At 45.7% G+C, this 24,117-nt stretch carries 14 protein-coding genes; 8 read left to right on the top strand and 6 right to left on the bottom strand.

Translation table 11 applies throughout. The features are described from left to right. Positions 1-216: 216 nt before the first annotated feature. The 3 genes from QUB08_RS21845 to ftsH2 all read right to left on the bottom strand — a co-directional run bounded on the left by QUB08_RS21845 (position 217) and on the right by ftsH2 (position 4,305). A complete protein-coding gene (locus tag QUB08_RS21845) occupies positions 217-1,506 on the bottom strand; it encodes an aminopeptidase P N-terminal domain-containing protein (RefSeq protein WP_333227042.1) in 1,290 nt (429 codons plus the stop codon). Positions 1,507-1,747: 241 nt separating this feature from the next. After that, positions 1,748-2,158: a hypothetical protein gene (locus tag QUB08_RS21840; protein WP_333151091.1), complete on the bottom strand. Its 411-nt coding sequence runs from the start codon at positions 2,156-2,158 to the stop codon at positions 1,748-1,750. Positions 2,159-2,418: 260 nt separating this feature from the next. After that, on the bottom strand, positions 2,419-4,305 hold the full coding sequence (gene ftsH2, locus QUB08_RS21835) for an ATP-dependent zinc metalloprotease FtsH2 (RefSeq protein ID WP_333227040.1): 1,887 nt from the start codon (positions 4,303-4,305) through the stop codon (positions 2,419-2,421). 412 nt (positions 4,306-4,717) lie between these two features. Here ftsH2 and QUB08_RS21830 point away from each other — a divergent pair, with 412 nt between their 5' ends. Then, positions 4,718-5,800, top strand: a complete 1,083-nt coding sequence (locus QUB08_RS21830; RefSeq protein ID WP_333041971.1) for a ParM/StbA family protein — start codon at positions 4,718-4,720, stop codon at positions 5,798-5,800. Positions 5,801-5,820: 20 nt separating this feature from the next. Next, the gene (locus tag QUB08_RS21825) at positions 5,821-6,339 is read left to right on the top strand and encodes a hypothetical protein (RefSeq protein WP_333227038.1); all 519 of its coding nucleotides are present in this window, start codon (positions 5,821-5,823) and stop codon (positions 6,337-6,339) included. A 181-nt stretch (positions 6,340-6,520) separates the two neighbouring features. Here the strand turns inward: QUB08_RS21825 and QUB08_RS21820 are convergent, their stop codons facing one another. From QUB08_RS21820 to QUB08_RS21810, 3 genes are all read right to left on the bottom strand, one after another. Continuing rightward, on the bottom strand, positions 6,521-7,429 hold the full coding sequence (locus tag QUB08_RS21820) for a hypothetical protein (protein WP_333227036.1): 909 nt from the start codon (positions 7,427-7,429) through the stop codon (positions 6,521-6,523). A gap of 127 nt (positions 7,430-7,556) precedes the next feature. Further along, positions 7,557-8,954 carry a magnesium transporter gene (gene mgtE, locus QUB08_RS21815; RefSeq protein WP_333227034.1) on the bottom strand — a complete coding sequence of 466 codons (1,398 nt, stop codon included), beginning with the start codon at positions 8,952-8,954 and terminating at the stop codon, positions 7,557-7,559. A gap of 295 nt (positions 8,955-9,249) precedes the next feature. Continuing rightward, complete coding sequence (locus tag QUB08_RS21810; protein ID WP_333227032.1) at positions 9,250-9,573, bottom strand: hypothetical protein; 324 nt, start codon at positions 9,571-9,573, stop codon at positions 9,250-9,252. 672 nt (positions 9,574-10,245) lie between these two features. On the opposite strand from QUB08_RS21810, the gene QUB08_RS21805 reads away from it, so the two are divergent. The 6 genes from QUB08_RS21805 (at position 10,246) to aspS (ending at position 23,971) form a co-directional block, all read left to right on the top strand. Next, complete coding sequence (locus QUB08_RS21805) at positions 10,246-15,735, top strand: PAS domain S-box protein (RefSeq protein WP_333227030.1); 5,490 nt, start codon at positions 10,246-10,248, stop codon at positions 15,733-15,735. Between the two features lie 126 nt (positions 15,736-15,861). Further along, a complete protein-coding gene (locus QUB08_RS21800) occupies positions 15,862-18,957 on the top strand; it encodes a response regulator (RefSeq protein WP_333227028.1) in 3,096 nt (1,031 codons plus the stop codon). Between the two features lie 10 nt (positions 18,958-18,967). Continuing rightward, entirely contained in the window at positions 18,968-19,942 is a 975-nt protein-coding gene (locus tag QUB08_RS21795; protein ID WP_333227026.1) for a diguanylate cyclase, read from the top strand. A 482-nt stretch (positions 19,943-20,424) separates the two neighbouring features. Further along, complete coding sequence (locus tag QUB08_RS21790; protein WP_333227024.1) at positions 20,425-21,054, top strand: macro domain-containing protein; 630 nt, start codon at positions 20,425-20,427, stop codon at positions 21,052-21,054. A gap of 381 nt (positions 21,055-21,435) precedes the next feature. Further along, positions 21,436-22,023, top strand: coding sequence for a hypothetical protein (locus QUB08_RS21785; protein WP_333227022.1), 588 nt, complete (start codon positions 21,436-21,438; stop codon positions 22,021-22,023). A gap of 154 nt (positions 22,024-22,177) precedes the next feature. Further along, positions 22,178-23,971, top strand: coding sequence for an aspartate--tRNA ligase (gene aspS, locus QUB08_RS21780; protein WP_333227020.1), 1,794 nt, complete (start codon positions 22,178-22,180; stop codon positions 23,969-23,971). Positions 23,972-24,117 lie beyond the last annotated feature (146 nt).

Raw genomic sequence — 24,117 nt, 5'->3', positions numbered from 1 at the left:
AACAAAGCTCAAGCCTGCACTGCCAACTTATATCATGGACGGTTGCATCGGAATAATATATCTGGATGATATAGCCCGCTCATAATTCCGATGCTACTGGATTTGATATTATATCCTTTCCGGTTGCATCGGTATTGTTCAAACAGTCAACAGTCAACAGTCAACAGTCAACAGTCAACAGTCAACAGTCAACAGTCAACAGTCAACAGTCAACAATTATTTAGGAACTCCAGCCGTCAAGACTTCATGACAATCCACGGTCACCAAAACATCATCTTCAATTCTCACGCCAATACCGCGCCATTTTTCAGGAACCTCCGGCTGTCCTTCCACGGGTTTAATATAAGGAGAAATATAAATCCCCGGTTCCACCGTCAGCACTTGTCCTGCCTGCAAAAATTGCGGATTTTCGCCGTACTGATAAACGCCGACATCGTGCACATCCAATCCCAGCCAATGACCAGTGCGGTGCATATAAAATGGCTTGTATTTCTCTTCTTTAATTATCTCTTCAATGTCCCCCACCAAAAGTTTTAAATCCATTAAACCTTCCACCAAAACGCGCACTGCTGTTTCGTGAATTTTGCTGTAAGGATTTCCCGGATATACTTGACTAATTGCCTGCAATTGTGCTTGCAAAACTAAGTCATAAATTATCTGTTGTTCAGTTGTAAATTTGCCGCTAACAGGAAAGGTGCGAGTAATATCAGCGTTGTAGTAGTCGCAAGCACAACCTGCATCTATTAGCAACAAATCGTTTTCCTGCATTTGCCGATTGTTTTCGATGTAGTGGAGGACACAGGAATTGTAACCGGATGCAACAATTGAAGGGTAAGCGGGAGTGCAACCATTTAAGCCAAAAGTATGTTCTATTTCAGCTTGAATTTCATATTCGTACCTGCCAGGTTTGGTGAATTCTTGGGCGCGGTTGTGCGCTGCAACTGAGATATTAGCGGCTTTTCGCATTAATGCTAATTCAGTTTCGCTTTTCACCAGCCGCATCGGGTGTAAAATAATGTTGGAATCTTCGACTGCTGTCGGGCCAGTGCCGCGTTTCGGGTAGGTTGCCATCAAGCGCTGCCAGTGATTGAGGACTGTTTGGTTGAAAGTACGATCGCGCCCGAAGTGATAATATATGCGATCGGCTTTTTCTAAATATTTCGGCAATTTTTCCGCAAGTTCATTAATCGGGAAAGCTTCATCCGCGCCGTACAATTCCTTAGCGCCTTCTACTCCGGCACGATAACCGTGCCAAGTTTCTTTTTCCAAGTCTTTTGGCTGCACAAACAAAACAAATTTGTGTTCTTCATGGTGTGGCGCGAGCACTGCTACCGCCGCAGCTTCGTTGAAACCGGTTAAATAGAAAAAATCGCTATCTTGTCGGTAGGCGTATTCTACATCGTTGTGCATGACGGCTGCAGGGGCGCTGCGAAATATCGCCGTCCCGCTGCCAATTTTTGCCATTAACTGTTCGCGTCTTTGCCGGTATTCGGTGGGGTTGGTCATCCGATTTTAGATTTGAGATTTTAGATTTGAGATTGAGTGTAATATTAACACTCATCCGATTTTAGATTTTAGATTTTAGATTTGAGATTGAGTGTAATATTAATAACACTCATCAGATTTGAGATTTGATATTGATTTTAATATTAACACTCGGCGGTTTAAGCCGCTGAGTTTACGGGAACACAGGCACAACCCGCAAGCCAAGGGTTGAAGATATAGTTACTCTCTGTTTTTTTTCTACTTATTTATTCTCTTGTTCTGCGATCGCCAATTTACAAGTATAGTCAACCAGCCGAGACAAAGATGAGTGGCCATCGACTAAAGTCCATTTCGGAGAGAAATTCGACCAATTTTCGCCATCTTGGCTAACTCTGACAGTTCTCAACTGTCGTTGCTGGCAGTCAACTTCCATTTGCGCCAACAATTTATCGTTACTAAACTGTTGAGTTACTAAAATAGTTCTGACTGGATAAGAGGGAGCACCGGGAATATCGGATTTGCTTAATTCAACGCTGCTGGAGTCGATGCAAATATCTACAAAACATCTTGATTTTTCGGCGCGGGCGCTCAAAGTATTGACACCCACAAAAATAAAAGCTGCTATAAAAAAAAATGGCGAATTCTTAGTATGTAGGGCTAATGTAGTATTCATCTGCGTTAATTGGCGTTTAGGGGCGGTTTAATATTAGACCTCTTGCAAAAATAGCTGGGACGGGCTCTCCGGCCCATCCCACAAAAAGTTTTTTCTCTTGTGGGATGGGCCGGAGAGCCCGTCTGAAAATTTGCTTAAAAGGACTTTTGCAAAAAGTCTATTGTTGACAGTTTAATAAAAAAGTAGGGACGTGAAAATGCTGTTGCGTCCCTACTTTTTAAAGACACGGCAATGCCGTGTCCCTAATGTTTAAACAAGTCTTAAAGCTGAGGAACGTATTGTTCTTTTTCAGGAACAAAAGTGTATTCAGAGACGATTAGGCGCAACTCTTCGCCGTCGATGGTTTCTTTTTCGATCAACAAATCGACTAAGCGATCGATCACGGTGCGATTTTCGCGAATAATTCGGCGGGCGTCGTCGTAGCAGTGATCGACAATCGATCGAACTTGTCCGTCAATCCGAGAGGCTATTTCTTCGGAATATTCCGATCGCGCTGTGTAGTCGCGGCCGAGGAAAATTTCGCTTTGCTGAGCTTCCAGGGCGATCGGGCCCAAGGTAGACATCCCGTAGCGAGTCACCATTTGGCGTGCCATGCCACTTACTTGCTGCAAGTCGTTGCCGGCACCGGTAGTTACTTCGGCATCGCCGAAAACTACTTCTTCGGCTGCGCGGCCACCCAAAGCACCGCTAATCCGCGCTAAAATTTGCGATCTTGAAATCAAACCTTGGTCTTCGCTGGGCATGAACCAAGTCAAGCCGCGGGCCTGTCCGCGAGGAACTAAGGTAACTTTTTGAACTGGATCGTGGGCTTGAATGATTGTACCGACGATCGCGTGGCCGATTTCGTGGTAAGCAATCAAGCGCTTGCTCTTGCTGTCCACCAAGGGAGTGCCTTCCATACCTGCTACCACGCGATCGACTGCATCGTCAATTTCCAGCATCGTAATCGCTTCTTTGCGGCGTCTGGCTGTTAAAATAGCAGCTTCGTTGAGCAAGTTAGCCAAATCAGCGCCCGTAAAACCCGGAGTGCGGCGGGCGATGGCGTCCAAAGAAATCTCCGCAGACAGCTTTTTGTTGCGCGCGTGAACTTCCAAAATTTCCAAGCGGCCTTTAATATCCGGCGTATCTACGCTAACTTGGCGGTCAAAACGTCCCGGACGCAGCAACGCTGAGTCAAGCACGTCGGGGCGGTTCGTGGCAGCAATGATGATAATGCCAGTATTGCCCTCAAAACCGTCCATTTCGGTCAGCAACTGGTTCAGGGTTTGTTCCCGTTCGTCGTTACCGCCACCGATACCGGCGCCACGCTGGCGACCGACTGCATCGATTTCATCGATGAAGATGATGCAAGGAGCATTTTCTTTAGCTTTCTTGAACAAGTCGCGGACGCGGGAAGCGCCGACACCGACGAACATTTCGACAAATTCCGAACCAGAGATGCTGAAGAAAGGCACGCCGGCTTCGCCTGCGATCGCTTTTGCCAACATGGTTTTACCGGTTCCGGGAGGGCCCACTAGCAGTACGCCTTTGGGAATCTTTGCCCCGACTGCGGTAAAGCGTTCGGGTTTTTTGAGGAATGTCACCACTTCTTGTAGTTCTTCTTTGGCTTCCTCAACGCCTGCTACGTCGTCGAACAGTACGCCTGTTTTAGCTTCCATTTGAAAGCGAGCTTTGGATTTGCCAAAATTCATCGCTTGGCCCGGGCCGCCGGGAACGTTGCCACCGCGGCGGAAGAGGAAAAACAGCCCTCCTACTAACAACAGGGGAAATACTAGATTGCCTAAAAGTCCCCAGACAGCACCGTCGTTGCGTAGTGGGTGAGTGTCGAAGCTGATTTTGGAGTCTCTGAGCCTAGAAACCAGTTCCGGGGCATTTGAGGGCAAGTCCACCCGCCACCGCTGCTCGTGATTGTCCAGTTCGGGATCGACTGCTAGGACAATCGCCGTCCGACCTCCGTCGTAAAGGTCAACGCTGGTCACTCGACCGGCGTTTAAGTAATCTAAGAATCGACCGTAGCTCAGGCGGGTGCTGGCGGTGTTCTTGCTCATTTCTGCCGGGGATGGCGCAAAGGCCCCCTGCCACAAGAAAAAGCCGATGACTAAGGCGGGTAAAGTCCAAAGTAGTATAGTTCGCCAAGAAATTTTCATAAATGCGGATGCCTTGAATTGGGGACAGATCGGGTAAGATCGCGGTGTGGGAGAAGTGCGACAAAAGTTTACACTCAGAATCTTAACTAAATTTAACTTAACAATGCACTCTCAGGCAACAGGCCGTATTGCCGCGATCGATCGAAAATACTCCTCGACCGAAACCATCGAGGGTACAAACCCCCGGACAGCGGCCTCTGCTGTCGCCTCTAAAATCTAAAATCTAAAATCTAAAATCTAAAATCTAAAATCAATTAAGGGCGATCGTCCCGAATATAATGTTTGGTGCTGATTTCGATACCGATCTAGGTAGAGTTAGAAGAATCGCCACTTTCACCCACTGTCTTTAAGCGTGGCAGTGTCAAGGGATAAGGCATGATAATGGTGAGGCTCAGTGAGGTAACACATTTCAATGACAACTAGACAGCTTGTTCCTAATTCGGCTATGCTGACCCAGCAGACTAAAGTCGCTTCTAACAAATCGATTATTAGTGCTGATTTGGGTCGGACGGCAACTAAAGCTTGCGTGAGTCGCAACCCTAGTAGCGTTGTTTTCATCCCTGCCAACGTGGCTACTATGCCCGTGGAAAAGGTGCGGGGTGGCAGCTTTGAGTCCAAAGCAACAGACCCTCTGTTGGATATGTGGCTGGAGTACCAGGGCAAGGGGTACGCTATAGGCCAACTGGCTGCAGATTTTGGCGCTAATCTCGGTGGCGCTGACCAGTCGAAAGTAGTAGATGCTTTGGTTAAGGTCTTTTCCTGTGCTGGATATTTCCAGATGAAGGGCGAAATAGCAGTTGTGCTTGGTTTGCCGTTTTATTCGCAGGATCAGTTTGAGAAGGAAAAGGAAGAGATTATCAGCCAACTGCGCTCTCCCCACGTTGTGGTGTACCGGGGCGAGCGTGTGGATATTAACATCAGTCACGTTTGGGTAATGCCGGAAGGGTTCGGCAGCCTGATTTGGTGCGAGGCTCAAGATAACAAGGAGTTTACGCCGGAGTTGCCGGAACTGTCGGTGGCTGTTGTGGATATCGGACACCAAACTACCGATTTGTTAATGGTCGATCGTTTCCGGTTTGCCCGGGCGGCTTCAAAGAGCGATTCCTTCGCAATGAACAAGTTCTACGAACAAGTTGCCTCAAAGATTCCGGGGGCAGACCCTCAATCTCTGTCTTTACTGGAAGCGGTGAATAAACCCGAAGGCCAGCGTTTTTACCGTCCCAGAGGAGCGACTAAGCCGACTAATTTAGATCCGATTATTAAGGATTTGCGGGAGGCTTTCGCTAACGAACTGTCCGAACGTTTGGTGCAGTGGCTGCCCGAACGTGTGACGGATGTGGTTCTGACTGGCGGTGGCGGCGAGTTTTTCTGGGAGGTTTTGCAACCTTTGCTTAAAGACGCCAATCTTAAGGCTCACTTGGCTCAGCCTTCCCGGAAAGCTAATGCTTTGGGACAGTTTATTTATGCTGAGGCTCAGCTAGCCACGATAAAGTAACGCATTAAGGCTTGAACCCTATGGCACTGTGGGCAAAAAATAAGGCGAATTTCTCGGTGGCGTTTACGGAAGATGCTGCGGATCAAACTTTGCTGGCCGCTATTGAAAAAGAGTTGGCTTTCACGAAGTATCAGACTTTCAGCAATCTCTGCAAGCAAGCTTTGTGGCAGTTTTTGTCTGTATCTGAGTCTGCTAGCTCTACACAGAGCTTTCAACGGTTGGAACAGCGTATTGCTGAACTTGTGGCCAAATTTGCTGAGTTTGAGCACAATGTTTCGGCAGAGGAATTAAGCCGTTTGGAGGGACTGGAACATCACCTGAGTCAACTCAGCGCGCAGTTGGATCAGTTGCAGGGGAGTGTTAACAGTAAGTTTGCTCAAGTTTCTTTTGCCCAAGTTTCAAAAGTAGTAGAGCCTGGCCCGATTGAGTCTGAGTCTGTGGCGGATGATAATGTAGTGCCTGATGCTGAGGTTGCTCCTCCTCGGAATTCCGATCCTTTGTTGGAGCGTTTAAGTTCTTTGTTACCCCAAGATTTCTAAAATGAGGTAGACCAAGGCTATAAAGCCTTGAGATTTGATGTTAGTGGTCTGCTGTTGGCAGCAGGTACTGAATACAGAAACAATGCGATCGCTCTTTTGAAAAAAAAGGGCGATCGTTTTGTTATTGCCGATTTTAGATTTTAGATTTTAGATTTACTCATTTTTGTCTATACCATTCCCCTTATTCGATTAATCCTAATTTTTGTAATCGCGAACGAATGGCCCCAGATTGTCTCTGAAATTTCTTTGCTAATTCACCAATTTGTTGACCGCTAGCATATTCATTCTTCAACTTCTCATCTTCTTCCCGACTCCACTTGACATAAGCTCTGGGATACTTCTGGCGAATTTTCTCAACATCGTAGGTTTTAGGTCGCTCGCCCTTATTTCGCTCGGCAGAACTCTCTGGTTGAGAATTGCGATCGCCCACTGCTTCTTGCACGCGGTTGGGAATCGCAGCAATTTCTTCTGAGAGCTCAGCCAAAGCATTGTCTACTTTTTGCTGAAGTTCTGTTAGCTGCCGCTGCTGCAAATTGCCCCACTGCGGCAGTTCGTTGATAAACTGCTGCAAGTCCAGAATTATTGTTGTCAAAGTTTCGACTTGTTGCAACTCCGGTCGCTGTTTGAATTGGCGGCTGGTGAGCTCAATCTCGCTTTGAATCATTTTAATAGTTTTTTCTAAAATTATTAGTCGCTGGCGCAGGTTCTCAATTGCTGAAATTAGAGAGTGTACGTTTTCTCCAGGCGCAACATTGAGATTTTCGCGAGATGTTTGAGCAAGAGCTTCGTCTAAAGCATTTACAGCAAGTTGCAATTGCTCGATCGCGCGATCGGTAGTAGCTGCTTGTTGATTTACGCGATCGAACGTGGCAGCCGTACTTGCTTTAAGTTGCCTGTGCAGCTTCTGCCGGTTCACAAAATTCAACACCAACGAAATCACTACAGGCACTTGAGCATAAACGCTCTGCCCCCAAACCAAACTAACAGCCAATCCCACAGCAGAGGCAGCAATAAAAACCACTTCAGCAGTTTCTAACCAATTGCTCGACTTGGGATTTTGGATTTTGGTTGGTGAATTGGATGATGACATAGCTTAATTGGGAATTGGGAATTGGGCATTGGGCATTGGTCATTGGTCATCAGTCATTGGGAGGCTGTACATCACCGAATTTAAAATTACTATGGTTTTTTTATTGATGCCAATCTACTTAAATATATTAAATCTGCAAAATTAGTCGAGCTAAAGTGAAATAAATCAAGACCCCTAGGACATCAACTGCGGTGGTAATAAAAGGAGCCGACATTAAAGCGGGGTCTAAACCCAAAGAACGAAATAGAAACGGCAGAGCTGAACCGGCAATAGAAGCTAAAATTGCGATCGCAAACAAACTCACTCCCACCGCGAGTGCCACTTCAAAACTCCCTTGCAGAGTGTAAGCCCAGCCCGTCGCTACAGTCCCCAATATAGCTCCTAGCAGCGCTCCCGCCATCCCCTCGCGAACAATTACTTGAAACGGGCCCATTGCTGTAATTTCGTCAGTGTTCAAACCGCGAATTACAACAGTTGAGGACTGAGCTCCGACATTGCCTCCAGTGCCAGTCAGGAGGGGAATAAAGGCTGCTAGGGCAACTACTTGGTTCAAAATATCTTCTTGAGCTCTAATAATTGCGCCGGTGACAGTATTAGTTAAAAGCAGAACAAACAGCCACACGACTCTTTTCCGGGCAACGGTAATTAAATCGGTCTGAAAATAATTGTCGCCGCCGGACTGGACGCCGCCCAAGGTATAAATATCTTTGGCGGCTTCTTGTTCTAAAATGTCGATCGCATCGTCAACTGTAATGATGCCGACCAGACGCTGTTCGCGGTCTACAACGGGCACAGCTAAAAAATCGTAACGCTGGATCAGCCTAGCTACTTCTTCTTGATCCGTTCCTGTTTGAACAGAAACTACCTCGCGGGTCATAATTTCGCCGACAGTTTTGTCCAGGGGGGAAGTGACTAAATCCCGCAGGGATAAAATACCGGTCAAGCTGCGTCCGGCGTCGGTGACGTAAAGAGAATAAATTGTTTCGGTAGTTCTAGCCAAAGAGCGAATTCGGTCTAAAGCTTGGGCGACGGTAAAGCTTTCTTTGAGAGAAATATATTCCGGGGTCATGATCCGACCGGCGGTACTGGCTTCGTAACCCAAAAGTTGAGCCGTAGCTTCCCGTTCCGTCGGGCTCAATTCACCCAACAGGCGACGGACTAATATTGCCGGCAGTTCGTCAAAGAGTTTAGCTCGATCGTCCGGGGACATTTTGTCTACAATGTCAATGACTTCTTGGCGTTTGAATTTTTCGCAGAGGGACTGCTGAACGCTGGAGTCGAGATATTCGTAGACTGCGATTGCTTCGTCTTTGGAAAGCAAGCGGAAAGCTATTACTTGCATGGTTTCTGGCAGGCCTTCGATAGCTTCAGCTATGTCTGCTTCCTGCACCGGGTGCAAAATCGCTTTTGCTCCTTTAAAGTCTCCTTCTTCCAACAGGGCCCTTAACTGCGATCGAACTAATTCCCGCAGTTCTTTTCGCGCGTAGGTGGGTAGAGAAGACGATTGATAATTTTTTTCTGTCACTGATGACCCTCCTAAACCTGTGCTGCGCGCCTTCCTGAATCCAGTTTAGAGCCTATTGACGCCACTGGTTGCAGCGATCGGACTTGCCCTGACAAGATCCGCACCTGACCACGAATTTCAAAGGTGGTACCCGCCACGTGATTTATCCGTGGAATCAATCCCAAATCTCAAATCGAAAATCCTCAAGAAAGAGCATTTATCTCGCGCAAGTCAATCTCAAATCTCAAATCTAAAATCTAAAATCGATTGACCCCTATTCTTCTGGTGCGCGCCGAGCACCTTGCCCGATTTGGGTTCAAATACATTTATCTTGATCGGCGACACTCATCGGTAGGAAAGGAGAATTGCGTCCGATCACTTTTTCCAACAAATTCGTCGAACTTTGATTGCGAATATAATTATTGACTGTTTCTTGCCATTCAGTGTCACTTGCTGGCAATATCATGCCGTAAGAAATGCAGGTTAAAGGCTGCTCCGGTATCACAGAATATTGGCTTGGACTTAAACCCTGTCTCAGCGCTTCTCCTACTAACAGCATTCCGTCGCTAGCGAAGGCATCGATTGTTCCTGATACCGCATCTTTTACACCAGACTGTCTGCCCGCGAGACCTTCATACAAAGGTGTAGGGCTAGGATTTAGACTCTCAGATCACATCCAGGAACGGGGAACAGGAAAACCATTTTATGTAGGAATGGGTCTCAAAAGCTGCCTCTTAATAGTGTAAAATTATAACAAACCAGATGGGACATTACAAGGTGCGTATTGTGGGATAAAAATTCTCTGCGCTCCTAAAATTATTACAAATTGTTTAAACTTGTATCTTTTTCTTAAGCATTTTGTATTCTTTACCAAATCTTTATTTTTTTTCTCTAGGGTCTTGTTATTGCTGATTCAACTCAGTTTACAGCACTTTGCAACAAGAGTGAAATACCCCTTAGTTAAAAAATAGGTCTTTATGACACACTGCCCCTGCTGCTCGAATCAAATGCTCCGTCACCTCCGCCAGCATCAAATCTACTGGTTTTGCCACCACTGTTGACCAACAATGCCTATTTACAATCTGAACAGATCTAGCTTATCGCCCTCTCTAAATTTAGTTAGACAGCTAGGGCTTAAAGAACAACATTCTTTATCGGTAGAATTTAACACTTCTATTTAGGGCTGATCAAGTTGAGAGATTGTCCTAGCGTTAACGGGTTTTCACGCTCAAAACTTTGCTGTGTTGTATAATTAAATTGAAATTATCGCCCACCAAATTGAAGGCAGCTCTATTCAGAGATCGCTTAATTTATGGCTGTCACTCGACTCAACCTGATGATAACCTTATGCCAAAGACCACTTAAAAGATTGCTACCTCTTTTGCTTGGTTTGGTGGCCTCTCTTGCTGTTTTATTTACGTGGCAACAGCTAACCATCAACGGACAAATTCACATTGAGCAGTTAATTCAGCAGGAAGCCAATGCGATTCAGTTACAACTGAGCGAAGAATTATCAACTCGGATGCTGACACTTCGGCAAATGGCGAATCGGTGGGAAGCCAATGGCGGTACACCAAAGGCTCTTTGGGAAGCCGATGCTGATGCTTATGTAAAGGATTTCTACGGTTATCAGGCGATCGAATTAGTCGATCCATCATTTAAAGTGCGATCGGTTGTGCCACTGGCTGGGAATGAGGCAGCGCAAAACCTAGATCTTAATCGGGAACTGCGTCGCAAAATCACTTTGCAAGTGGCTCGTGATTTGCGTCAACCTATGTTAACTCGCAATGTTTCACTTGTTCAAGGGGGTCAAGGATTTCTAGCAAGTTTTCCTTTATTTGTAGGGGAGCGGTTTGATGGGTTTATTGTCGGAGTTTTTCACTTTAAAAGTCTATTTGAGAGTATTTTAAAAGTGCCATTTGGGTACAATCTGGCTATATATGATGGCCCGAATTTGATTTACGGTCAAGAGCTATTATCTCACTATTCACAGCATAAAACCGTTATAATAAGAGCCTATAGTGCCGAGTGGCGAATAGAGGTTTCTCCAACTTTAGATTTGGTTAAAAGGGAAAATTTTTATTTGCCAAAAGTTGTTTTAATTGGTGGCTTACTTTTAGTTTGGCTGCTGATGTTGGTCGTGTATATGGCACAACTTAGTGCTCGCGAAGTCCATCAATTCAAAAAAGTAAATCGCCAGTTGCAATGGGAAATTCACCAACGACAACAGGCAGAAATTGCGATCGCCCGACTAGCTGCGATCGTTGAGTCTTCGGAAGATGCCATTATCAGCAAAGATTTAGAGGGTGTAGTTACAAGTTGGAATGTAGGAGCAGAAACAATTTTTGGCTATACAGCGGCCGAAATAGTAGGGCAATCAGGGAGAAAACTGATTCCCGCAGACTATCGAGATGAGGAAAACGAAATTATCACCAAAATCCAGCGAGGAGAACGCATCAAACACTACGATACAAAGAGGCTGAGGAAAGATGGAACATTAATCGATGTCTCGATGAGTGTCTCCCCCATTAAAGACAAAACAGGGAATATAATTGGAGCCTCAAAGATTGCCCGGAATATTGCTGACCGCAAACAAGCAGAAGCAGCACTACGTCAAAGTGAAGAACGCTGGGAACTTTCTGTACGCGGGAATAATGACGGCATTTGGGATTGGAATGTTCAAACCAACGAGGTCTTCTTTTCTAGTCGCTGGAAGGAAATGCTGGGCTATGAAGACCATGAAATCCAAAACATTGTAGACGAATGGGTTAATTTGATGCATCCCGATGATGTGGGATGGGTGATACAAGCTGTTCAAGACCATTTTGCCAAGAAAACTCCTTTCTATATCACAGAACATCGCATTCGCTGCAAAGATGGTTCCTACAAATGGATTTTGGATCGCGGTCAGGCGCTTTGGGATGATGTAGGTAACGTAATTCGGATGGCTGGCTCTCACACCGACATTACGGAGCGCAAGCAAGCTGAAGTTGCTTTACAGGTAAGCGAAACCAGATATCGGCAATTGATCGATAACTTAAATGCGGGTTTTGTGATTCATGCGGCAGATACCAGCATCCAACTATGTAATGAAAAGGCCGGTGAATTACTAGGGCTTTCAATGGATCAAATGCTGGGAAAAACCGCGATCTCTCCGGCATGGCATTTTGTGCGGGAAGATGGCAGCGTTATGCCCCGAGAGGAATATCCCGTGAATCAGGTTTTATCCAGTGGAAATTCCCTCAAAAATTATGTTTTAGGAATTAAAAAAGAAATTGATAGTTGTGTTTGGGTATTAGTTAATGCCTACCCTGAGTTAGATCGAAATGGTCAAATTCAACGAGTTGTAGTTACGTTTATTGATATTAGCAAGCGCAAAAAAGTAGAGCTGGAAATCCAAAAAACTCGCAATTTCTTACAAGCACTGCTGGATAATTTACCCGTGGCGGTTTTTGTTAAGGACGTACAGCCTAAACGATTTGGCGTATTTGAGTTTTGGAATAAAACCAGCGAACAGTTATTTGGCATTTCAGCCGAACAAGCGATCGGCAAAAGTGGCTATGATTTTTTTCCAACAGAACAGGCTATCTTTTTTGACCAAAAGGATAGAGAAGCCTTTGAGAAAGGTAAGAGTGAGGATATTCTCGAAGAAGTTATTCACAGTCATAGTTTGGGAAAACGTTGGCTGCATACAATGAAGATTCCCATTTACGACGAACAGCATCAGCCCCAGTACCTACTTTGTTTTTCCCAAGATATCACCGATCGCAAACACGCAGAAGCAGAGCGTAGAGAAATAAGTGAGGTGATGCAAAATGCGCTGTCCGGCATTTCCAAACTGGATGTACAAGGACGTTACCTCTATGTCAATAAAGCATATTCTGACGTGACAGGCTATCAGCCAGAAGAAATGGTGGGGATGTCTTGGGAAAAAACCGTACATCCCGATGAGTTGAAAAAACTGGTTGCGGCCTATTGGCTGATGGTGCAAGAGGGCAGAGTTGAAGTTGAAACGAAAGGAGTCCGTAAAGACGGTTCTGTTTTTTATAAGCAATTGGTGATGATTTCAACTTACGACGAACAACATCAATTTTTGGGGCATTACTGCTTCATGAAAGATATTAGCGATCGCAAAAAAGCCGAACTTGCACTAGAACAGGATCTCTTACGGAGTAAAGCCTTCTTCAACACTTCACTCGACGGTGTTGTTGTCATGGATTGGGTCGGAAAAGTTGTCGAAGCTAGTTCCAGTTTTGCTCAAATGCTGGGCTACACCCTAGAAGAAACCCTGAATCTGAATGTGTTTGATTGGGATGCTGAATGGACGAGGGAAGAACTACAAGTTATGCTCCAGAGAGAGCAAGTTATTCCGCTGTTTGAGACGCGACATCGCCGCAAGAATGGTTCTGTATATGACGTGGAAATTAGCTGGAACCGGGTGGAATTACAAGATGAGATGATGAACTTCTGTATCTGCCGGGATATTAGCGATCGCAAACGCAACGAAGCGGCACGCCAACAAGCAGAACAGGCACTCCGAGAGAGTGAAACTCGCTTCCAAGCCTTCATGAATCACAGCCCTGCCCCTGCCTGGATTACCGATGAAAATGGTGTAATGCTCTATGCCAGCCAGACTTATCTCAATACCTTCGATTTACCCACTGACGATGTGATTGGAAAATCCATTTTTGAACTTTACCCCGCCGCTATCGCCCAACAATTTCTAGAAAATATTCAAACGGTTGCTCAAACCAACGAACTAATTGAAACGATTGAGATTGCGTCCCGTCGAGATGGAAGCCTGGGTGAGTTTCTGGTTTACAAATTTCTCATCCCCGACTTATCTGGGCAAATGCTAGTAGGTGGTGTGGCGATCGATGTGACGCGACAGCATCAAGCTGAAACCGCCTTACAACTGAGTGAGGAACGCTTGAAACTGGCACTAGAAGCTTCTGGAGATGGACTATGGGATTGGGACATTGAAACTGGAAAACTTTACGTGAATTCCTACTACCAGGAGATGTTGGGTTACAAGCCGGGTGAATTGGTGATGGATGTGAACGTCTGGGAACAGATGATTCACCCTGATGATAAATTCTGGGTTTTTGAGGCTCTCCATAGTAACTTGCAAGATAGCTCAGTTAAGTATGCCTTTGACTATCGTGTGCGTTGCAAGTCAGGTGAGTGGAAGTGGATCGCTAACTACGGGAAAGTCGTTGCCTACGATGAACATGGTAAGCCTTTACGGATGATTGGAACGCACAAAGACATCAGCGATCGCAAACAAAAAGAACTCGCACTGCAGCACGCAATGGAAGCCGCAGAAGCAGCAAACTTGGCAAAAAGTACCTTCCTAGCCAATATGAGCCACGAATTACGCACTCCCCTCAACGTGATTCTAGGATTTGCTCAGGTGATGGCCCATGACTCCTGCCTAACTCCCACCCAAAAAGAAGACCTGCAAACAATTCGTCGCAGTGGCGATCACCTCTTGAGTTTGATTAACGATGTGTTGGATCTCTCGAAAATTGAATCGGGACACTGCACAGTTGAACAAAGCGGATTAGACTTAATTGCGCTACTGCATTCCCTCCGAAATATGTTGGCGGAACGAGCAAGTTCTAAAGGGCTTCACCTTTGTTTCGAGATTGCGCCAGAAGTTCCCCAATTTATGCTTGTCGATGCTCAAAAACTGCGCCAGGTTTTGCTGAATCTGCTGAGTAATGCCATCAAATTTACCGATCGAGGAAGCATTACTTTGCAAGTCAGCATTGAGGCGGAGGGTACAGGAACATTAACCACAACTCGGCCGATTCTCCAGTTTGTAGTCGCTGACACAGGTGTAGGGATTGCATCGGTCGAACTCGATACCATCTTCGATGCGTTTGTGCAAGCCCAAGCTGGCAAGCGATCGACCGGCGGTACTGGGTTAGGTCTCACCATTAGCCGCAAATTGTTGGAACTCATGGGCGGAAAAATTTCTGTCAGCAGCACTCTGGGAGAGGGGAGTACCTTCACTTTTACCCTTCCCGTCAGCCCCATCAGTGGAGTAAATGTTACACCCGAAGAGAATAATCGCCTCGTGATTGGGCTGGCTCCCTGTCAACGGGATCATCGCATTTTGGTGGTTGATGATCAAGCAGAAAATCGCTTGCTAATGGTCAGATTACTGACACAATTAGGATTAGAGGTAAAAGAAGCTACCAACGGACAGCAAGCTGTGCAGATTTGGCAACAATGGCAACCCGACCTAACCTGGATGGACATTCGGATGCCCGTGTTAGATGGATACGAAGCTACCAAGCAAATTCGGGCTATGGAAGACGGACAGAACAGTATCATTATTGCACTTACGGCCCAAGCTTCCCAGAGCGATCGCGCCCTCGCCTTAGCTGCTGGCTGCAACGACTACATCAGCAAGCCCTTCCGGGAACAGACCTTATTTCTTAAGATGGGGGAATACCTAGGTTTAGAGTATGTATATGAGGAAGAGGAAACAGAAAAGGGGGAACGGGGAAAAGATTGTTTTCCTTCTTACCTCTCTTCTGTTGCCTCTTCCGTTTCAGATTCCCTCGATCCAACGCTTCTGGCGACATTACCAAAAGAATGGGTGGTTGAGTTGGAAGATGCTGCTTTATGTGGGGATGATGTTGCGATCGTTGAACTGGTAGCTGAACTTTCCTCAGACCTCGCTCAATTGGGTATTTATCTGACGGAACTCGCCCACCAGTATCAATTTGAGAAAATCCTTAATCTAATTCAAGGTAATTTCCCAAGTGGAATTCCTCCATTGGATTTATAAGCTGTTGTGCAGTTAAACGTTTGATTAGGACTAGGGAATTAGGAAGAGCTAACAATAATTAAATTTAATTTTTGGTAAATTCCGAAAAAAGTCTCCTTAATTTTTATTGATAATTACTGCTCTAAAATGCCTCAAAAAAATCACAAAGTTTCCCAACTCACTCCTTTAAATTTAAAAATTTTAGAGGAATGCAGTGAAGAATCCGTGTATGCTCCCGGTCATATTCAGCCACACGGAATCGTTTTATTGCTGCAAGAAAAAAGCCTAAAAATTTTACAAGCTAGCGAAAATGTAGAACAGTTTTTTGGCATTTCTGCCGCAGAATTGCTAGGTCAGCCATTGCCAGGGTTATTGGGTCACGATCGAGTACAAGAAATTGTTAGGTGTCTAGCTCAAGAACAACTAAACATTGATAAGGGTTTCGATATAAAAATCCCTCTCAAAGACGGCACGATTCAAAGATATAGAAGCACAGTGCATCAGCTACCAGATGAGTTGATTCTGGAGATGGAACCCCAATCGACTATTGACAATCATCATTCAATCGATTTTTATCATCGTCTGCAAACCGTTATCCTCAACCTTCGTAGTGCGATCGATCTTTCGGATTTAGCTCAAACCATTGCTAGAGAAGTGAAAGCCATGACCGGGTTCGATCGCGTGATGATTTATCGCTTTGAAGCCGATGACCATGGGGTGGTGATTGCTGAAGAGAAAGAAAGCTATCTAGAAAGCTACTTGGGATTGCATTACCCGGCGATCGATATTCCCGTACCCGCCCGTAAATTGTTTTACAGCAATTGGGTTCGCCAAATTCCCAATATCAATTACACTCCGGCCCGCCTAATTCCCACCAACCATCCCCTAACCAATACACCCCAGGATCTAAGTGCTTGTGTGTTAAGGGGAGTATCTCCCTACCACATTGAATACTTGCAGAATATGGGAGTTGCTGGGACACTGACGATTTCATTAATTGACGATCGGCGCCTCTGGGGATTAATTGCCTGTCACCATTACAGCCCGCGATTGGTAGATTACGAAACTCGCAAAACCTGTGAATTTTTAGGACAATTTGCCTCGATCGAACTGGTACATCAGCAAGAGCGAGAATTGAAGGTTTACCGAGCGCAGGCGAAAACTATTCAGGATCAACTTCAGCAGGCATTCCGGCGAGATTCTAATTTTATAGAACAGGTATTGACCGAAAATGCTTCTCAATTGCTAGAGTTAGTTCATGCTCAGGGAGCTGCTATTCTGCTCGATGGTCGTCTGACCTTGGTGGGTCAAACACCATCTGAAGCTGAGGTTGGCGAACTCGTGCAGTGGTTGCTGCAACAGAACAAAGAACGAGTGTTTGCAACAGCTTCTTTGTCTCAGTTGTATCCCCAAGCCAAGCAATTCAAAGAGCGAGCTAGCGGTGTTTTAGCAATCTCAATCTTCCTATCATACGCCATACAAAAGTCATACCACATCCTTTGGTTCCGACCAGAACAAATTCAAACCATAAACTGGGCAGGTAATCCACAGGATGCTGTGTCGATCGACGAAATTGGAAAAATGCACCTGTGTCCCCGCAAATCCTTTGAACTGTGGCAAGAGACAGTGCGCCAGATGTCTTATCCGTGGCAGATTGCAGAGTTAGAAGCTGCCACCGAAATGAGACATATCCTCATGCTGGCGGTGTTAGAATTTTCGCAAGCTGCCCTAGAACACGCTGCAGAAAGGGCTGCTATAGCCAACCGTGCCAAAAGCCAGTTCCTTGCCAACATGAGCCACGAACTCAGAACGCCACTCAACGCCATTCTGGGATTTACCCAGCTTATGAACCGCAGCCCCTATATCCCAGAAGAATTTCAAGAGCATTTAGGCATCATTACCCGTAGTGGAGAACACCTGCTGACATTGATCGACGATGTTTTGCAAATGTCTAGGATTGAAGCAGGGCAATTGGTACTGAGTACAAGCTGTTTTAATCTGCATCGACTGCTGGGTTCTATTAACGAGATGTTCACTCTCAAAGCGGGTGAGAAAGGGTTACATCTTAGCAGCGAGTGGGATGCTACTGTCCCCCGTTATGTCTGTGGCGATCAAGCAAAACTTCGCCAAATCTTGATTAATCTCCTGGGGAACGCGCTCAAATTTACAACAACAGGAAGCATAGCCCTGCGTGGACGAGCTTTTTCATCAGATGATATGCCATCCGGTACAAATTGCGATCGCGCCACTAATCAACCCGATATTAAACCAACTATTACCCTGTGTCTCGAAGTTGAGGATACCGGATCTGGCATTTCTCCCTCAGATTTAGAATCAATTTTTGACGCTTTCATGCAAACCAATCGCGGTCGTCACGATCGAGGAACAGGTTTAGGACTGTCTATCAGTCGTCAGTTTGCGCGTCTGATGGGAGGCGATATCACCGTGCGAAGCACCCTGGATCAAGGCTCGACTTTTACCTGCAAAGTCGTTTTGGAACTACCAAAGTCCCTTGATTTAGAGGAACCTGAAACGAGCGATCGGATTATCGGGATCGCACCGGGGCAACCTATCTACCGAATTCTAGTAGCAGAAGACGTTCCAGAAAATCGGCAACTGCTGGTGACACTGCTGGAGTCACTTGGGTTTGAGGTGTGTGCGGTGGAGAATGGGGCAGAGGCGATCGATCGTTGGCAAACATGGCACCCTGACCTGATTTTGATGGACATTCAAATGCCTGTCATGGATGGTTATGAAGCGACGAGACAGATTCGATCACAACAGTCATTAGTCATTAGTCAGGGGTCATCAGCAGATAACTCAGGGCAAATGTCACAGGACAAAAGACAAATTACACGCATAATTGCCCTAACGGCCTATGCTTTTGAAGACGATCGCATCGCCAGCCTGCAAGTCGGTTGCGATGACTACATTGCCAAGCCGTTTACTGAAGACACACTTTTCGACAAAATAGCTCATCACTTGGGTGTGCGCTACTCCTACGCCGAAAAAGTTCGGCCAGACTCATCAGCTTCGCCACCAAAGATATTTACTCCCGACTTGAAAACCATGCCAACCAAGTGGATTGCAGAAGTTCATGAAGCAGCACTCGATCTTAGTGATAATAAGCTTTATGAACTTATCGCTCAAATTCCCAAGGAAAAACAAGATTTCATCGAGGCGATGACATCTTTGGTCGATAACTTTCAGCTTGAAGCGATCGCAACTCTCACCCAGATTTAGGAAGAAGACCATGACAACTCTATTCAAACTTGCGGCCCAAACGAATATTCTCATCGTGGATGATACCCCAGACAATCTGCGCTTGTTAGCCAAAATTCTAGAGTCACAGGGCTATATTGTGCGTAAAGCCCTCAACGGCAGAATGGCACTCCAAGGTGTTCATCGCGACCCACCTGCTCTGATTTTACTTGACATCAATATGCCGGAGATGAATGGGTACGAAGTCTGCCAAAAGTTAAAAGCATCGGAAACGAGTGCTCAGATCCCGGTTATTTTTATCAGTGCGCTCGAACGACTGGAAAACAAGGTACAAGCCTTTGAACTGGGTGGCGTAGACTATATTACCAAACCCTTTCAAGAGCAGGAAGTGCTGATGCGAGTAAAAAATCAATTACTCATCCAACAGCAACGCCAACAACTGCTCGAACAAAATCAACGTTTAGAACACGAAATCCAGGAACGTCTGAGGGCAGAAGCAGAAGTAAGACAGCTATCCGTGACTGATGAATTAACTGGATTATATAACCGACGGGGCTTTTTTTTACTAGCAGATCAACAACTAAAAATTGCTCGACGCACCCAAACATCCTATTTTATTTTGTTCGCTGACTTAGATGGTTTGAAAAAGATTAACGACACTTTAGGACACGAAATGGGAGACAGAGTAATCGTTGACGCCGCTCAAATATTGAAGCAAACCTTTCGTGAGGCGGATATTGTGGCTAGACTGGGAGGAGATGAATTTGCTTTATTTATTCCTAACTTTTCTGGTAATTCATCTATTAATTTTCATGCTCGGCTGCAAGAAAATATAGATCGCTTTAATCAACAGTCCGAGCGAGCTTATATATCAATAAGTCTTGGTGTGGAGTTTGGGGATTTAAATAATGAAATTTTATTAGAACAATTGCTGGCAAAGGCTGACAAACTAATGTACGAGCATAAACGCACCAAACACTGTTTAAATCCTCAACCGTTCTTTTGAGAACAGCGATATCGGAGGGGAGCATCTAAATGAAAGCAGCCAAGCTAGAAATTGGAGTTAGGAGGCCGGAACCCGGAGCCAGGAGGAAAGAGTCAGAATTCAGGAGCCAGAAGAAGTGTTTTTACAAATATGAGATGCTCCCGATTGGAGCGCCATAAGCATTATTTATTAAACGTGAGTTCAACCGAGAAAGAGTAAACTGAAAACAAGATAGGGAAACAGCTTGAAGACTTTAGCGCCTCAGTCGGAAAACACGATGCAGTACAGCTCATCACACCTAAACCTGAGAGGGTGGCAACCCGGTTAAAAGCTCTCCCTGTATTAGGTTAAGGGTGTGTGCGCTCAAAAAATGTCGTAGCTATTGAACCTTTGCTAGTTGAAATTGAGATAAATTTAAAATTCAGCGGAATAATGTAAAGTATTGTAGGATTAAATTGGCGATTGCTCTAGCTGTTCGCAATTAAAATTAAGAGAGAGTATTTATGCAAATTGTGCTGGCTACCTTAGACGATGGTTTAGTTAGAGCGTGGGAAAGCACTTGCGGCAGTATAGAAAATGTAAAGATACATCGCGGTTCAATATTTGATGTAAAATGCGATGCTATTGTTAGTGCGGGGAATAGTTTTGGTTTCATGGACGACGGCTTAGAGTTAGAAATTTCGGAATATTTTGGGAGGCAGGTTCTTGAACGCTTGCAAAAACTAATTCAGGCTCGCCATCACGGCGAACTCTTAGTAGGCATGGCAGAAATTGTAGACACCGATCATGCTGAAATTCCCTATTTAATAGCTGCACCAATTATGCGGGTTCCCACAGTTTTAAGAGAAACAGTAAATGTTTATCTAGCAACCCGCGCTATTTTGACTCTCGTAAAATTTGGCTCAGTCGCAGATGGAACGCCAGTCAAACATATCATTGAAACTATTGCTATTCCCGGCCTGGGTACGGGAATGGGCAAAGTGCCGCCAGATATCTGCGCCAATCAAATGAAAGTGGCGCTCGAAGATATCCTCTTATCTCAGTACGAATTTCCTCAATCTTTACTGCACGCTCAAAGGCGTCACCACTTGTTATATACCGACGAGAGCGAAGATTTGCATTTGGAAAATTGAAACTATTAAATGTGTCCGTTTTATTGTGTTGAGAAACCAAGTTTATTGGTGTGTGTTTTTTTAGGTATAGAAACTTATTACAAATTTAAGTGCGCTAAACCGTACCTGCAACTTGGCGGTATCCTACACACGAGAGCAACTTTGGTAGATATAATCTAATAGAACTGAGGTCATTCCAACTAGGTAAGCGCGGATACAAAAGTTGATAAAGCTGGAACAAAAATTGCCTAGTTCTTATTAAATGTCAGAATTCCTTCTGGCGCTACAGGTACAAAGTCGGTATAAAAGACCACAATTCCTTCTGGCGCTACACCTACAAAGTCTGCATCCAGGGAATGTGAGATTTTTTGAAAATGTTTACTACCACAGGAGAAGATTGATATGACAGATCCAAAAGTAACCGAGGAACCAATTTTAGAGGCAACTCTCGAAACGACGGAGCTCGTCAAACAAGAGATGCCCGACGCGACTGATGAGGCGATCGCAGAAACTGCGGCGCTGTTTGAAGCAATTAAAAAACGCACCGCTGCCGAAGTGCAAGCAGCGGGCGAACTCACCCGCGAAGCTTATTTAAAAGCTGTTAATAAGGCCTCCGGGGCGATCGAAGAAAATAAGGATCTAGCCCACGAGAGATTCACAGAAGCAGTCAGGCTGATTAAACAAGAAACTGAAAAAAATTGGCTGGTGGTGGATGCGATTAAAACGCGGGCGCAAGCGCAGGTGCAAGATGCCGGCGAAGTCAGTCGCGAAGCTTATTTGAAAGCAGTGCGACAAGCGCGAGAAGCGGTGGAACAAAATAAACTGATCGAACGCGATCGCATCGAACAAGCTGTTGACCACATTCACACGGAAGCTGAAAAGAATTGGCACCTTATTGTGAAGCAAATTGAGTCGATCGGCACTCGCTTGACGGATGCGGCTAAGTCTGCATGGAACGCGCTGACGGCGTTTTTTGACAAGAAGCATTAAACTCAGATATGACCACATTTTAAAGAACAGGCAAGATGCCTGTTCCACAAAGATTGAATTTTCTTGTGGAACAGGCATCTTGCCTGTTCATAAAAGGTTTTGACACTAAGCGCTATAATCAAAAAGCTTTATTTTTAGTCCACAACCCCCAATTATGAGAAGTTACTACTGCGGCGAACTGCGAAGCGAACACATTGGAGAGACTGTCACCCTTTACGGCTGGGTGGATCGCCGCCGCGATCATGGCGGGGTGATTTTTCTGGATGTGCGCGATCGATCGGGTATTGTGCAAATTGTCAGCGATCCTGAACGTACCCCCGATTCCTATCACGGGGCTGAGGCTTTACGCAGCGAATACGTGGTTAAAATTACTGGGCGAGTCACCAACCGCCCCGAAGATTCCCTCAACCCGAAATTGCCTACGGGTGAAGTAGAAATTTACGCTGACGAAATTGAGTTGTTGAATGCGGTTCGCAAACAGTTACCGTTTCAGGTGGCGACGGCGGAAAATGAAAGCGTGCGGGAAGATTTGCGGCTGAAATATCGCTATTTGGACTTGCGGCGCGATCGTATGAGTCGCAATTTGCAGCTTCGCCACCAAGTTGTCAAAGCCATGCGCCGCCACCTGGAAGATGTCGAAGGTTTCATGGAAATTGAAACGCCGATTTTAACTCGGGCGACTCCCGAAGGTGCGAGAGATTATTTAGTTCCCAGCCGCGTCAATCCCGGTGCATGGTATGCTTTGCCGCAGTCGCCGCAGTTGTTCAAACAATTGTTGATGGTGTCTGGTTTTGACAGATATTATCAAATTGCCCGCTGTTTCCGCGATGAAGATTTGCGCGCCGATAGACAGCCAGAATTTACGCAATTGGACATGGAAATGAGTTTCATGTCTGTGGAAGAAGTAATTGCTTTAAATGAAGGTTTAGTCTGCCATATTTTCCAAAGTGTCAAAGGCGTAGAATTGCCTTGTCCTTTCCCGCGCTTGACTTACGCTGAAGCAATGGATCGCTACGGTAGCGATAAACCGGATACTCGCTTCGGTATGGAATTAGTCGATGTTTCCGATTTGATGAAAGATTCGGGATTTAAGGTATTTTCCGGGGCGGTTGCTGCGGGCGGAATTGTGAAAGTTTTGCCGATTCCGGGCGGGAATGATGCGATTTCTAACGTGCGGATTAAACCGGGTCCGAAAGGCGATTTGTTTAAGGAAGCCAGCGACGCCGGTGCGAAGGGATTGGCTTACATTCGGGTGCGGGATAATGGCGAAATTGATACGATCGGCGCTATTAAGGATAATTTGACGGAAGCACAAAAACAGGAATTGCTCGATCGCACGGGCGCGCAACCAGGTCATTTGTTGTTATTCGCAGCGGCTGACGCGACAACAGTCAATAAGACTTTGGATAGATTGCGTTTGTTTGTCGGTAACGAATTGGGATTGATTGACAAAGACAACATGAATCTGCTGTGGGTGACCGATTTCCCGATGTTTGAATGGAACGCTGACGAGAAGCGTTTGGAAGCATCGCATCACCCGTTTACTGCGCCGCATCCTGACGATATTAATGATTTGAAAACTGCGAGAGCTCAAGCTTACGATTTGGTGTTAAACGGTACAGAAATCGGCGGCGGTTCTCTGCGGATTTATCAGCGGGAAGTTCAGGAAAAGGTGTTTGAGGCGATCGGCTTATCGACTGAGGAAGCTTACAATAAGTTTGGCTTTTTGTTGGATGCGTTTGAGTATGGAACTCCGCCCCACGGAGGCATTGCTTACGGTGTGGATCGGTTGGTAATGCTGTTAGCTGGTGAGGAATCTATTCGGGACGTAATGGCTTTTCCGAAGACGCAGCAAGCGGGGTGTTTGTTGACAAATGCGCCGTCTGGTGTGGATGAGAAGCAGTTGAAGGAGTTGCAAGTGCGATCGACTTATACGCCCAAGTCATAAGGGCGATCGGGACATAGGCAAAGCCTATGTGTCATGCTGATAGAAGCGAAGCATCTCGATCGATGCTTCACTAGTACAGCTCGGCAGAAATAGACAGGCCATTAAACGGCCAAGACTTTACCCTTATATGTCCACTTAAAAGGTTT

This window comes from Microcoleus sp. BR0-C5 (assembly GCF_036705045.1).
Taxonomy (GTDB): domain Bacteria; phylum Cyanobacteriota; class Cyanobacteriia; order Cyanobacteriales; family Microcoleaceae; genus Microcoleus.
The sequence above is the reverse complement of the archived record's forward strand: the minus strand, read 5'-3'. Positions and strand labels throughout refer to the sequence as shown.